The following is a 14,347-nucleotide window of genomic DNA, read 5'->3' on the forward strand; positions in this document are numbered from 1 at the left end:
CAAGCACGCGTGCTTTAATCTCTGTTCGAATTACGAACGTTTGTTCGAATAAAGAATTCTAGACGAGGAGAGATCCGGATGGCAAACCGCGCGTTGACCGAAGGGCCGCGCCCGGGCGACGGCTATGTGCAGTCCTTCGCCCGGGGGCTGGAAGTGATCCGCTCCTTCAGCGCGGCGGCCCCGCGCCAGACCCTGACCGAGGTGGCCAGCCGCACCGGGCTCACCCGCGCGGGTGCGCGCCGCATTCTGTTGACGCTGCAGGCCCTGGGCTACGTGCACGGCGATGGCAAGCTGTTCTCACTGACGCCTCGCATCCTCGACCTGGGGTTCGCCTACCTGTCCTCCATGCCGATCTGGAACCTGGCGGAGCCGGTGATGGAGGCCCTGGTGGAGGAAGTCAAGGAGTCCTGCTCGGCCGCCGTGCTGGAAGGCACCGACATCGTCTACGTCCTGCGCGTGCCCACCCGCAAGATCATGAGCATCGGGCTCGGCGTGGGCTCGCGCCTGCCGGCCTACTGCACGTCGATGGGCCGCATGCTCCTGGCCGGTTTGCCGGACGAGGACGTGGCGCGGCTGCTCGCCAGCACCGACCTGCGCGCCTGCACCCGCCACACCATCACCGATGCGGCCGCACTGCTGGCCCGGGTGCGGCAGGCGCGCAGGCAGGGTTGGTGCCTGGTCAACCAGGAGCTCGAGGAAGGGCTGGTCTCGATGGCCGCGCCGGTGGTGAACGGGGCTGGACAGTTCGTCGCCGCGCTCAACATCAGCGGCCAGGCGAACCGGACCACGCCCCGGCAGATGCAGGAGCTGCTGTTGCCGCCCTTGCTCGCCGCGGCAGCGGAAGTCTCGCGCAGGGTCTCGCGCAGCCCCCAGTGACAGCGGCTACCAGCGACAACGGCCGGGGTCATCCAGCGCAGGCCGGCAGCCGCACCACGAAGCTCGCTCCCTGGCCGGGGCCTTCGCTGTGGGCTTCGACGGTGCCGCCGTGCAACTCCACCAGCTGCCTGACCAGCGCCAGGCCGATGCCCAGTCCCCCTTGGCGCAGGCCCGTCCCCTCCTGCTCCTGGGAAAACAGGTCGAACACCCGATCCAGCGCCGCCCGGCTCAGGCCGATGCCATCGTCCGCCACGCACAGCACCGCGCGCGGTCCCGATTCCTCCAGCCGCACCTCCACCCGACCCTGGACCGGCGTGTACTTGGAGGCGTTCGTCAGCAGGTTCACCAGCACCCGCCGCAGCTTGAGCGCATCGCCCATGACCTGCACCGGCCGTTCGGGCAGCAGCACCGACGCCACCTGCTGGCGCTCCTGCAGCGCCGGGGCGCAGGTGTCGAGCGCGTCGCGCACCACGGCCTGCAACACCACCGGCTCGCAGCGCGCCAGCACGGCGCTGCCCAGCTTGATGCGGGCCACGTCGGACAGCTCGTCCACCAGGGCACCCAGGCCGCTCGCCTGCCGCTGGACGATCCGCAGCATGCGGCCCACCAGGGGCTCGCGCGCGACCTGCGCACGGGCCAGCACGTCGACCGCGCCGCGGATGGCGCCCAGCGGGCTCAGGAGCTCGTGGACCAGCTTGGACAGGAAGATGTCCTGGTTTTTCTCGGCGATGCGGTGGGCCTCGGCCATGCGGTGCAGCTCCGTCACGTCGTGCGCCTGGAAGAAGATGCCGGCCATCGCGCCACGCTGGTCGAACACCGGCTGCATCACGAAGTCCACGAACATCTCGCGCGCATTGGGCTTGTGGGTGCCGATGCGCACGCGCATGTGCTTGCCCACGTAGGGCTCGCCGGTCGCCCAGACCCGCTCGATCAGTTCCTCGAAGCCCTGGCCGCGCACGCCCGAGAGCACGTCGAAGGCCGGCCGGCCCTTGATCTGCACGACGGGCAGGCCCAGGAAGTCGCTGTAGGCGTCATTGACGAACTCGAAAACGTGCGAGCGCCCCATGACCAGGGCCACGAAGCCCGGGGCGTGGCGCAGGCACTGCGCAAGCACGCCAGGAATGTCGGCGGTGTTCCTGGAGCCGAGGCTGGGGCTGTCGGTCTGCATGGGTTCGGGCGGCTGTCTGGCTGGCTGGGGCCTCCCATGGTGCTAGCCCGGCACGGCCGTGCTCGGCCGGAAAAACACCCTTGACAGCCGCCGCAGGTCAGCTCAACCGAACGATCCGCCGGCACGCCGCACCCGCCGGGCGACCGCCTGCGCCAGCACGTCGCCCCCGCCGGCACGCGCCAGCGTGAACCACTGGCGGGCCCGCGTGATGCCGGTGTAGACCAGCTCGCGCGTGAGCACGCGGCTGTCGGCAGCCGGCAACACCAGGGCGGCGTGCCCGAACTCCGAGCCCTGCGACTTGTGCACCGTCATCGCATAGACGGTCTCCACCGCCTGCAGGCGGCTGGGCAGCACCCAGCGCGGCCCCCGGCCGGCGCCGGGGGATTCGGCGGCGAAGGCCACCCGCAGTTTCCAGCGCACCGCGCCGTCCTCCAGCACCGGCGTCGCCAGGGTGATGCCCACATCGCCGTTCATCAGGCCCAGCCCGTAGTCGTTGCGCGTGACCATCACCGGCCGGCCCGCGTACCAGCCCTGGTCGGTCTCGACCAGGCCTTCGCGGCACAGGATGGCCGCCACCGTGCGGTTCAGGGTCTCCACGCCCTGCGGCCCCTGCCGCAGCGCGCACAGCAACTGGAATTCGCCGAAGGCTGCCAGCACGCGGGCCGCCCACTCGTTCCATTCCTCGGGCCCCGCCAGCGGCGCCGGCAGGCCCTCGCGCATCACCCGCAGGTAGTGCGCATGGCCGGCCGGGGCGGCGCGGCCACCGCTGGGGCCACCCGCGCCGCCGTCCGCCCCCAGCACCAGCCGGCGCAGGCCCTCGCCGCCCAACTCGACGAAGGCCAGGTCGCGCGGCGCGGCGGCTTCGATGCGGGCCAGCCGCGCCGCGTCGCCGGCATGGACCGCCGCCGCCAGCTGGCCGATGCCGCTGTCCTCGCGGAAACGCCAGCTGTGGCGCAGCTTGACCACGACCTGGTCCAGCGGCGTCCCGGCCGCATCCACCAGCGCACTGGGAATGACCTGGCCGGTGAGCGCCTGCAGCTCGCGCCGGTTGTCCTCGGTGTAGTGGCCCTGGTCGGCGCGCCGGCACAGCTCGCCCAGCACGGCGCCGGCTTCGACCGAGGCGAGCTGGTCCTTGTCGCCCAGCAGGATCAGCCGCGCCTGCGGCGGCAAGGCCCGCAGCACCGCGGCCATCATCTCCAGGTCGACCATGGAGGCCTCGTCCAGCACCAGCACGTCCAGCGGCAGGCGATTGCCCTCGTGGTGGCGGAAGTGCCGGCTGTCCGGCAGGCTGCCCAGCAGCCGGTGCACCGTGGACACCTCGGTCGGGATGGCGGCGCGCACCGCCTGCGGCTGCGGCAGGCCCTCCAGCGGCAGTTGCTGCACCGCCCCGGCGATGGACTCGTTCAGCCGCGCGGCGGCCTTGCCCGTGGGGGCGGCGAGCCGGATGCGCAGGGGCCGGCCGGGCATCAGCCCCTGCACCTGCCCCTGCAGCGCGAGGTGCTGCAGCAGGGCCAGCACCTTGACCACCGTGGTGGTCTTGCCGGTGCCCGGCCCGCCGGTGATCACGCTGAAGGCATGCCGGGCGGCGGTGGCGCAGGCCAGCCGCTGCCAGTCCGCGGTCTCGCCAGGGGGCTGCGCGAACAGCACGCGCAAGGCCGCGGCCAATCCTTCGGGCGATGCCGGCCCCGCCGCCAGCCGCGCGGCGATGCCCGCACGCACGGTGCGCTCGTGGTCCCAGTAGCGCCGCAGGTACAGCCGCCCGTCATCGAGCACCAGCGGCGTGTCGCCCTCGCCCGGCGCGACCAGCCGCGGGTGCGCCAGCCGGCGTGTCCAGCCGGGAAGGTCCAGGCCGGCCAGCAGTTCACGCGGGTGTTCGGGCGCGGCGGCCGGGTCGTCCGGGGCGTCGTCGTCATGGCCGCCGCGCTCGGGCGGCAGCGCCAAGGTGCCCACCGGGTCGTCGAGCAGCGGCTGCAACTCCAGGCAGGCGTGGCCCCGCCCGAGCTGGTGGCTGGCCAGCGCGGCGGCCAGCAGCAGGGCCGGATCGGCGTCGGGCGCTTCGCGCGCCAGGAACGCGGCGAAGGCGCGATCGAGTTCGCGGATCCAGCCGGCCCGTACCCAGCGTTCGAGTCGATCCAGCACGCCCCTCATGCCGCCACCTCCTGCGCGAACAGCGCGTCCAGGCCGTCCATCAGCGCGCGCGGCGGACGCTCCAGGTGCAGGCCGCCAGCGGGTCCGCCGTGGCCGCGCAGGAACAGGTAGGCGGCCCCGCCCACGTGCCGGTCGTAGTCGTAGTCGGGCAGCCGGCTGCGCAGGTGCCGGTGCAGCGCGAACAGGTACAGCGCGTACTGCAGCTCGTAGCGATGGCGCAGCACCTCGGCGCGCAACGCCTCGGCGGTGTAGTCGCCATCGACCGCGCCGAGGGTGTTGGACTTGTAGTCGGCCACCCACCAGCGGCCCTGGTGCTCGAACACCAGGTCGATGTAGCCCTTGAACAGGCCGTTCAGCTCCTGCGGCTGCAGCCGGCGCCTGGGCGCCGCGTCCAGCGTGTGCTCGCAGACCAGCGCGTCGATGCGGCGGGCATCGACGCGCCGGGTGGCGAACCAGAACTCCATTTCGACCTGGTAGCCGGCCAGGTCGGCCGGGCTCGGTGCGCCCGGCAGCCGCAGCGGGGCGCGCAACCAGGCGAGCAGCCAGTCGGCCAGCGGCCCGGCCCATTCGGCCCAGCCGCGGGCGCGGCAGCGCTGCTCGAGCAGCCGGCGCAGCCGGCCCGGATCGGCCGCAACGTCCGCGAAGCCTTCGCGACCGGCCCATTCCAGCAGGCCGTGCAGGAAGCTGCCCGGCCCCGCGCCGCGTGGAAAGCCGTGCAGCCCGGGTCCGGCGCCGCCGCGCCAGGCCCCGTCGGGCGCAACGGCCTCTTCCAGGAAGGTGGCTTCGGCGGCGCTTTCGGGCGCGTCGGCCGGCCCGCCCGCCGCCCCCTGCTCGGTGCGCAGGCGCGAGTAGCTCGCCACCCACCACGGCGGATGCGGCGTGCGGCGCAGCGGCGGCTCGGGGGCCCAGTCGCGCGGCGGCCCGGTCTCCTGCCAGCGGCCGGTGGCGGCGGGCGGCACCGGCTGCACCGCGATGGACGGGCATTCGCCGGCCAGCGTCGCCAGCAAGCGCGGCAAGGACGCCGCCTCGAAGGGCTCGGGTCCGCCGAGCAGGCAACCCAGCGCGCTGCGATGCGGCTCCTTGCCCGGCGCCAATCCCACCCAGGTGGCGAAGCGCGCCCGGGTCAGCGCCACGTAGAGCTTGCGCAGGTCCTCGGCCAGCCGCTCGCGGTCGGCCCCGGCCACGGCCTCGGCGTCCGGTCGCAGCGCCAGCCGCCGGCCCCGGCCGTCCTGCCAGGCCAGCGGCCGGTCCCCCTTGACCGCTTTCGCGTGGCAACCGAAAGGCAGGAACACCAGCGGGTACTCCAGCCCCTTCGACTTGTGCACCGTCACCACCTTGAGCAGATCGGCGTCGCTCTCCAGACGCAGGATGCGGCTGTCGTCGCTGGCCGGGCGCTGGGCGGCGCGCTGCTCGGCCAGGTGGCGCACCAGCGCATGCTCGCCCTCCAGTTCGGTGGCCGCCTGCTGCAGCAGCTCGGCCAGGTGCAGCACGTCGGTCAGGCGCCGCTCGTCGCCGGCGGCCAGCAGCCGGTGCGGCACCTGGTGCTCGTGCAGCAGCCGGCGCAGCATGGGCAGCACGCCCTGGCGGCGCCACTGGTCGCGGTAGCGGCGGAAACGCAGCACCGCGTCTTCCCAGGCGGATTCGTCGGCATGCAGCCGTTCCAGCGCCGCCCAGTCCAGCCCCAGCAGGCCGGTGGCCAGTGCCGCGCGCAGCAGGCGATCGTCCTCGGGCGCGGCGCAGGCCTGCAGCAGCCGCTGCAGGTCGGCGGCCGCCTCGCTCCAGTACACCGGGTCCTGGTCCGACAGGTAGACGCTGCGCACTCCCGCCCGCTGCAGCGCGGCGCGCACGCGCCGGGCCTGGGTGCCGGTGTGGACCAGCACCGCCATGTCGCCGGGGCGCACCGGCACCAGCGAGCCGTCGGGCCGGCGAAATCCCGCCCGCCCCTGCTGCCCGGCCTGCAGCAGCCGCAGCACCTCGGCGGCGCAGGCCTCGGGCAGCTGCCGCTCGTCCTCGGCCCACCAGCAGGTCAGCGCCGGGGCCGGTTCCCCCTGCAGCTCCCAGGCCTCCTTGCGGCCGTGCGCCTGCACGGGCAGGAAGGGCAGCGGGTTGCCCGCGGGGGTGCCGAAGCCGAAGGCACCCGCGGGGTCTCGCCGCTCGGCGCGGCCGAACAGGTGGTTGACCGCCTCGCACATGGCTTTGGACGAGCGGAAGTTGGTGCCCAGCGTGTGGTGCTTGCCCTGGGTGTCGGCACGGGCCGCGAGGTAGGCGTGGATGTCGGCGCCGCGAAAGCCGTAGATGGCCTGCTTGGGGTCGCCGATCAGCACCAGGGCCTGCTCGCGGGCGCCGGCGCGCACGGCGTAGATGGCATCGAAGATGCGGTACTGCAGCGCGTCGGTGTCCTGGAACTCGTCGATCAGCGCCACCGGGAACTGCGCCCGGATGCGCTGCGCCAGCCGCGCATCCGCCGACCGCGCCAGCGCGGCATCCAGCTGCACCAGCATGTCGTCGAACCCCATCTCGGCCCGGCGCGCCTTCTCCTGCGCCAGGCGCTCGGCCACCCAGTGCACCGCGTGCTGCTGCACGGCGTCGCGTCCGTCAGGCAGCTCGCCCAGGCGGCGGCGCAGGTCGGCCAGTTCATGCAGCAGGGGGTGGTCGAAGACCGTGCCGGTGGCGCTGGCATCGCGCATGCCGGCGGGGCTCAGGCGGTCCCAGGCCTTGTCGGTGAGCCGGGGCAGGCGGTCGTCGCCATGCGCCCAGTCGTGCAGGGACTGAAGCCAGCGGCCGCGATGACCGAGCGGCCTCGCCTGCAGTTGCCCGGACCGCAGGCTGGCGTCGATCGCCTCGCGCAGCACCGCCACGTCGCGCTGCCACGGCTGCTTCCATTGCGCGAGCGCGGCCTGGCCCGCCGTGCGCGCGATCCGCAGCGCCTCTTGCGGCGCCGCGCCGGCGGCCAGCAGCTCGCGGTGCGGGGCCAGGCTGCGCAGCAGCTCGGCCAAGGCCGCGGGCGTCTTCCACCAGCCGCACAGCGTGGCCGCGTCGGCCGCGTCGAGCGGGTAGACGAAGCTGCGCCACCAGTCGCGCACGGCCTCCAGGAACAGCTCGCCGGGGTCGGGCTGCAGGGTCTGCGCGAGCAGGCTGCCACTGTCGAAGGCGTGCTCGCGCAGCATGCGGTGGCACCAGCCGTGGATGGTGGAGATGGCGGCCTCGTCCATGCCCTCGGCCGCCAGCTGCAGGCGATGGGCGCAGGCCGGCCACGCTTCGGGCGGGTAGCTGGCGCGCAGGTCGTGCAGCAGGTCGCGGCCTGCAGGCAGGGATGGCACCTGGGACGGATCGATCCGGAAGGCCGCCGCGCCTTCGGCCAGGCGCTGGCGCACCCGGTCGCGCAGCTCCTGCGTGGCCGCCTCGGTGAAGGTCACCACCAGGATCTCGGCTGGATCCAGCGGGCGGCCGAAGCCGGCCGCCTCGCCCCCGTGGCCGAGCACCAGCCGAAGGTAGAGCGCGCTGATGGTGAAGGTCTTGCCGGTGCCCGCGCTGGCCTCGACCAGCTGCGAGCCGCGCAGGGGAAACGAGAGCGCATCCAGCAGGCGGGTCATCCGCGCTCCCCCCGTGGCTTGTTGCGCGGCGCCTCGCGCAGCGGCCCCAGCAGGCGCTGCGCGAGCCGGGCGAACTCGCCGTCGGACCAGAGCGCGTCGAAGCCGGGGTAGGTGCGGCCCAGGCAGGGATCGCGCCGGGCCTCGGCGAACTGGTGGCGGCGAGGCTCGTGCTCCTCGTAGCAGCGGCGCGCGGCCTCGCGGGCGGTCTCCTCGCCCTTGGGGAGCTTCTCCAGCCATTCGCTGGCGCTGCGCAGCGCGAAGGGCAGCGGCCGGCACAGGCCCTCGGCCAGCAGCACGCACAGGTCACGCCAATGCCCCCGGGCCACCTCGATGGACAGCGGCAACAGCGTCAGCGTGCCGGCCTTGCTGGCCACCACGCTGGTCATCGGCTGCCCGCCCAGGTGGCCGGCCAGGTGCGCCACCCAGTGGCCCACCAGCTTGTCGAAGCGCCACTGATCCGTGTCCTTGCCGGTGGCCTTCCTGATCAGCCCGGTGCTTTCGAGCACCAATCGGCAACGCGCGCCCTGCCCGTCGGTGCGCAGCTCGCCCAGCCAGTCCTGCACGCGCGGCGCCTGCGCGAGGTCGGCGGGCGCGTGGTCCAGCCACTCGTCGGGCAGGCGCTGCGGCCACTGCTCGCAGGCGGCGGCATGTTCGGCGAACAGGCGCTCCATGGGTTCGGCCAGCGTGGCGCGCACCGGCGCGGCCAGGGCGCCCACCGGCAGGCTGCCGCGCGCGGTCATCACGTCCAGCCCGCGTGCCAGTGCCGCTTCGCGGTCGGCGCCGTGCTCGATGGCGGTCTTCTGCAGGCGGATCAACTCGTCCTGCAGCTGCCAGCGGCGAAGCGGGTCCAGCTCGAAGGGCTCCTGGTCCTCGGCCACCGGGTCGTCGTGGCCGAAGTGGACCTGCAGCCGTTGGTCGAAGAAGAAGCGCACCGGCTCGCGGGCGAAGGCGGCGAACTCGCGCAGCGTGAAGACGCGCTCGCCCGCCGGCGCCGGCAGGGGCTGCGGCGGCTGCGCGAGGGTCGTGGCTTCGCGGGCCACGCGCCATTCGCGCGCGTAGCTGGCCAGGCGCGGATCGCGCCCGTCGAAATAGGCCTCGTGGAACGGCTGCAGCCGATGCTCGCAGGTCAGCGCCTGCAACAGGGCCGGCCCGGCCAGCGCCTGGGGCCGCGCGTCGCCGGCGCGGCGCCAGCAGGCGGCGACGTGGTCGCGCAGCTGCGCCACCAGCACCGAGGCCGGCCGCTCCTGGTTGTCGCGGATGCTGCGCCCGACCCAGCTCACGTGCAGGTGCTCGCGCGCCGACAGCAGCGCCTCCAGGAACAGGTAGCGGTCGTCCTCGCGCCGGGAGCGGTCGCCGGGGCGCACCTCGCGCGCCATCAGGTCGAAGTCGATGGGCGTGCGCGGACGCGGGTAGTCGCCATCGTTCATGCCCAGCAGCGCGATCCAGCGGAACGGGATGGCGCGCATCGGCATGAGGGACGCGAAGGTGACGCCGCCCGAGAGGAACAGCTGCGACAGGCTGGGCCGCTCCACCCGATCGAGCCAGTGACCGCCCACGACAGCCAGCGGCAGGGCATCGACCAGGCCCGCCTCGGCGCATTCCTGCTGCCACGCGTGCAGCGCGCCGCGCAGCCGCAGCAGCACCAGCGATTCGTCGCTGCCGTCGGGCGCCTCGAAGAAGTCGTCCAGCAGCCGTTCCAGCCGCTCGACCCACCGGTCGGGCGCGGCGTCCTCGGTCAAGGCGTGCCAGTGCGCATCGAGCCGGTCCAGCAAGGTGGCCAGCGGGCCGAGCAGCGCGGCGTCCAGCCCGCCGATCTCGTCCATGGGCGCGATGCCCTGCCAGGGCTCGCCGCTGCCCACGGCATAGCCCAGGAACATGCGGCGCAGGCCGAACTGCCAGCTGTTCTGGTCCAGCCCCGGCGGCAGGCCCAGGTGCTCGCGCTGCGGCGCGTTCAAGCCCCAGCGCACCTCGGCGCGCGCCACCCAACGCCGCAGCAGCGGCAGCTCGGCCTCCTGGATGCCCAGGCGGCGGCGGAAGGCCGGCACGTCCAGCAGGTCCAGCAGCTCGCTCGCGGCCCAGCGCGCCTGCGGCAGCGACAGCAGCTTCGCGATCGCGGCCAGCAGCGAGTCGTGCCCGCGCTGCCCGCGATCGGCGATGCCGAACGGGATGTGGCGCGGATCGTCGCGCTCATACAGGCCGAACACGGCTTCGATGTGCGGCGCGAAGGCGGCGACGTCGGGCACCATGACCATCACGTCCTGCGGCCGCAGCTCGGGGTCGGCCGCGAACGCCGCCAGCAGGCGGTCGTGCAGCACCTCCACCTCGCGCAGGGGACCGTGCGTGACGTGGAAGGCGATGGAACGGTCGCCCGCCGCGACCTCGGGCGCGAGCTGGCGCGACTCTTCCACCGGCCGCAGCTCCAGCATGTCGTCCTGCAGCCGGTGCAGCAGGCTGCGCGAGCCGGCGTCGGCATTGGCTTCGAACACATCGACCTGGCGCAGCACGGCCTCGAAGCGCCGGGCATGGGCTTCGTGCTCGTCGTGTTCGTCGAGCATGCGGATGAAGTCGCGGCCCTGCCGGCCCCAGGCGGCGAGCAAGGGGTGGCCAGGCGCCGGCAGGCCGGCGACCGGCCCGCGCGGTGCCTGCCGATGGCGGCGCGCGCGAAGCAGTTCGTGGTCCGGCACGATGCGCGACCAGTCGTGGCGGCAGGGGTTGTGCACGAAGACCAGCACCTGGCTCCAGCGTGCCAGCGCCGCCAGCACCTGCAGCGCCTGGGCCGGCAGGGACGAGACGCCGATCACGGTGATCCGGCGCGGCAGGCCGCGCGGCCGCTGCGCATCGGGCTGCGCGGCGGCGCGCAGGAAGCGCTGGTGCACCTCGGCCCGGCTGCCGTGCGCGGCGGCCTCGCCGGCGTCTTGGCGCAGCACGCGCCACAGGGCGGGCTGCCAGGCGTCGCTGGCGTCCAGCGGCTGCTCGGCGCCGCGCACCGCGATCCGGTCGCGGCCTGAGGCCCAGGCTTCCAGCCAGTCGGCCCGGTACACCTGGTACTGGTCGAACAGGTCGGCCACGCGCTCGCACAGCTGGTGCAGCTTGCGCGGATCGGCCGCGCCGCCCTCGCCACCGCGCAGGAAACGCTCCAACGGCTGGAACACCGGCTCGGCCAGCAGGCCCGGCAGCAGGCGCATCAGCCGCCACACCAGGCGCGACTTGTCGAAAGGCGAATCGGCCGGCACCTGCGCCGCGCCGAGCAGCGCGCGGTAGGCGCGCCAGGTGAACTGCGAGGGCAGCTGCACCTGCAGCGCGGCGGCGATGCCCAGGCCGCCGCGCGAGGCGTCGCTGGCCAGGTGCAGCTTGATCCACTGGGCCACGCCGTTGCTTTGCACCAGCACGGCCTCGTCTTCCAACGGGCCGAGGCTGGCGGCCTGCATCCACTGCGCCATCAGCGCGCGCAGGGTCTCCGGCCGGTTGCCGTGGACCACCATGAAGCCGGGGGACAGCTCGCCGCTCATGTCTTCCTCAGGTGACAAAGCGGGCGCGGCTGCCGTCCTGCGAGGGCAGCAGTTCCAGCCGCGCGTCCATCCATTCGCGCAGCTCGGCGACGTGCGAAATGATGCCCACCATGCGCCCGGAGCGCTGCAGGTCCTTGAGCGTGCGGATGGCGAAATCCAGCGCCTCGGGATCGAGCGTGCCGAAGCCCTCGTCCACGAAGATCGCATCGAGCCGGATGCCGCCCGCGTGGGACTGCACCACGTCCGACAGGCCCAGCGCCAGGGCCAGCGAGGCCAGGAAGGACTCGCCGCCCGAGAGCGTGTCCACGCCGCGGGTGGTGCCGGTGTAGTGGTCGAACACGTCCAGGTCGAGCCCGCCAGCGCTGCGCGCATCCATCGCCACCAGGCGCCGGCGCATTTCGTAGCGGCCCCGGCTCATGACGCGCAGGCGCAGCGTGGTCGCGGCCAGCACCTCTTCGAGCAAGGTGGCCAGCACGTAGCGCTGGAAGGACATGCGCTGCGGGTTCTGGCCCACCGCCGCGTCGGCGAGCGTGCGCAGGTCGGCGTGGCGGCGCTCGATGTCGTCGAAGCTTTGCGCGATGCGGGCGAGCGAGCCGATGAAGCCGCTGGTGTTCTGCAGCTTCGCCAGCACATCGCGCACCGCGTCGCTGGCGGCGGTCTGGCGGGCCTGGGCGTCGCGCAACGCGATCTCCGCCGCGGCCACGTCGGGGCGCAGCAGGTCCTGGACCGCGGCCTGGCTGCGGACGACCCGCTCGCTGGCCGCGGCGAAGGCGCGGTCGAAGGCGGCGGTGTGCTCCTCCTGTGCCGCGATGGTGGGGTCGTCGGCGTGGGCAGCGCGCCAGTCATCGGCATCGGCAAAGCCGAGTTCCCGCAGGCCGTCTTCGAACGCGCCCGCCCGCGCCTGTTCCAGCTGCTCGCGCTGGGTGCGGGTCCGGGCGCTCTCTTCGGCGAAGGCGATGGCACGCGCGAGCGCGCTCGCCTGCTGGGCCGCCGCGTCCTGCGCCTGCTTGAGCGCCTGATGCATCGCCTGTGCCTCCAGGCGGGCCTGCTGCAGCGCGTGCGCCAGCGCGGCGGGCTGCGCCAGTTCGGCGGGAATGCCGGCCTGCCGCTCGGCGCACTGGGTGGCGCGGTGCTGCAGCTCGCGCGCCGCATCGGCGCCGTCGGCCTGCGCCCGCTCCAGGGCCGTGGCGGCCTCCTGCAGCCGCTGGCGCGCGGCGTCCAGGCGCTGCCGCAGCTGGGGCAGCCCGGCGGCCGCGGCTTGCGCGCGTTTCAGTGCATCGGTGGCGGCGGTGAGCACGCCGCCGAGGTCATCGGACGCCTCGGCGCCCAGCGCCGCCTGCGCCGTCTCCAGTCCGCCCTCGGCTTGCGCCAGCCGCAGCCGTGCGGCGGCGAGCGCCTCCTGCGCCTGCCGGTGTTCGTCGGCCGCACGGTCGCGGGCGCCTTCGGCGGCGGCCAGCTGCTCGTCGCTGGCCGCATCGCCGGACGCGTGAGCCGGACTCGGATGCTCGTGCGATCCGCAGACCGGGCACGGTTGCCCGGCTTGCAATTCGCGGGCGATCCGCGCCGACTGGCCAGCCAGCCAGTGGGCCATCGCTTGCTGCCAAAGCTGCATCGCCTGCTCGGCACGGGCACGGCGGGCCTCGCAGGCGGATTGAAGCGTGTCCACCTGCCGCCGCGCGGTCTGGCACAGCGCCAGGAGCCGGTCGCGTTCGAGCCGCTGCGTGCGCAGGGACTGCGCGTGGCGCAGCGCCGCGCCTGCGGCTTCGAGCGACGCCGCTTCGGCACCGACTCGGGCCAGCTCACCTTGCAGTGATTCGCAGGCCTGGCCGGCTTCGGCGTGCGCGCGGCCGGCCTGCTCCAGCTGTTGCGATGCACGCTGCTGCCGCTGCCGGGCCGCCGCATGGTCCGCCTGCGCCTGCGCCAGCAGCCCCACCCGCCCGGACAGCTCAGCGAGCTGCGCGATGCGCCCGGCCAGCTGTTCGCGTCGCGGCGCCAGCGCCTCCTGGCGCTCGCAGGCGCTGCGTGCCGCCGCCTCCTCCTGGCCAGCCCGCTCCAGCGCCTGCGTCCGCTGCGCCGCCAGCGCCCGCGCCTGCACCGACTCGGTACGGGCCTGCTGCCAGTGCTGCTCCAGGGGGCGCAGGCGCGCGGCCAGTTTCATTCGAGCCAAGGCTTGCCTGCGGGCCGACTCCTGGTCCTGCTGCGATCGAAGCGCCTGGAGGGCCAGGGCCGCGGCGTCGTGTTCGGCAAAGCGCTGGGCGTCCTGCCGGGCCTGCGCCAGCCGGTCCTCGGCCGCGCGGGCTTCGACAGCGCTGTGCGCCGCGGTGGCTCGGGCCTCTTCGAGCACGGCGCGCTGCCCCGCTTCGCGCGTGGCGAGCTCGGCCTCGTCCACGACAGCGGCCTGCTCCAGCAAGGCGGCGCGGCGCTCGCGCTCGGCGCGGCCGCGTGCCTGCAGCTCGTCGGCCGCGCGCTTGAGCGACTCTTCGACGCGCTTGTACAGCTCGGTGCCGAACAGCACCTGCAGGATCTTTTCGCGCTCCTGCGAACTGGCCTTGAGGAACTCGAAGAACCGGCCCTGCGGCAACACGATCACCTGCCGGAACTGGCGGCTGTCGAAGCCGAGCAGCCGCACGATGTACTCGTTGACCTTGGACCAGCCGGTGGCCAGCGGGCGTTCGGTGGCGTCGGCGCCCTCGCCCTCGACGGCGAACAACTCGGCCCGGGGCTTCTGGTTCACCTCGCCGCCGCCGCGCAGCGCCTTGCGCGTCTGCTCGGGCACCCGCAGCACGCGGTAGCGGGCCTGGCCCAGCGCGAACTCGAATTCCAGCTGGGTCAGCGTGGCGGCATCGGCATGGTGGCTGCGCATCTGCCGCCCCTCGCGCTCGCCCCCCGAGCTGTCGCCGAAGAGCGCGAAGCACATGCCGTCCAGCACGCTGGTCTTGCCCGACCCGGTAGGCCCGTGGATCAGGAAGAAGCTGTTGCCGCCGAGGCGGCGGAAGTCGATCTCCTGCACGCCCGCGAAGGGGCCGAAGGCCTGCAGCCGCAGCAGCACCGGT

Annotated in this window: 6 protein-coding genes; 1 reads left to right on the plus strand and 5 read right to left on the minus strand. The window is 73.9% G+C overall.

Annotation, left to right across the window (positions count from 1 at the left end; genetic code table 11):
* Positions 1-78: 78 nt before the first annotated feature.
* A complete protein-coding gene (locus JI739_RS06200; protein ID WP_201682931.1) occupies positions 79-876 on the plus strand; it encodes an IclR family transcriptional regulator domain-containing protein in 798 nt (265 codons plus the stop codon).
* Positions 877-904: 28 nt separating this feature from the next.
* Here JI739_RS06200 and JI739_RS06205 read toward each other — a convergent pair whose 3' ends face one another.
* The 5 genes from JI739_RS06205 to JI739_RS06225 form a co-directional block, all read right to left on the minus strand.
* Complete coding sequence (locus JI739_RS06205; RefSeq protein ID WP_201682932.1) at positions 905-2,044, minus strand: sensor histidine kinase; 1,140 nt, start codon at positions 2,042-2,044, stop codon at positions 905-907.
* Between the two features lie 102 nt (positions 2,045-2,146).
* The gene (gene recD, locus JI739_RS06210) at positions 2,147-4,192 is read right to left on the minus strand and encodes an exodeoxyribonuclease V subunit alpha (RefSeq protein WP_201682933.1); all 2,046 of its coding nucleotides are present in this window, start codon (positions 4,190-4,192) and stop codon (positions 2,147-2,149) included.
* Positions 4,189-7,785 carry an exodeoxyribonuclease V subunit beta gene (gene recB, locus JI739_RS06215; RefSeq protein ID WP_201682934.1) on the minus strand — a complete coding sequence of 1,199 codons (3,597 nt, stop codon included), beginning with the start codon at positions 7,783-7,785 and terminating at the stop codon, positions 4,189-4,191. The genes recD and recB overlap by 4 nt, the downstream gene beginning before the upstream one ends.
* A complete protein-coding gene (gene recC / locus JI739_RS06220; protein WP_201682935.1) occupies positions 7,782-11,294 on the minus strand; it encodes an exodeoxyribonuclease V subunit gamma in 3,513 nt (1,170 codons plus the stop codon). Before recC ends, recB begins: the two co-directional genes overlap by 4 nt.
* 7 nt (positions 11,295-11,301) lie before the next feature.
* Complete coding sequence (locus JI739_RS06225; RefSeq protein WP_354003691.1) at positions 11,302-14,343, minus strand: AAA family ATPase; 3,042 nt, start codon at positions 14,341-14,343, stop codon at positions 11,302-11,304.
* Positions 14,344-14,347 lie beyond the last annotated feature (4 nt).

It is taken from the genome of Ramlibacter aurantiacus, assembly GCF_016722895.1.
In the GTDB taxonomy this organism is placed as follows: domain Bacteria; phylum Pseudomonadota; class Gammaproteobacteria; order Burkholderiales; family Burkholderiaceae_C; genus Ramlibacter; species Ramlibacter aurantiacus.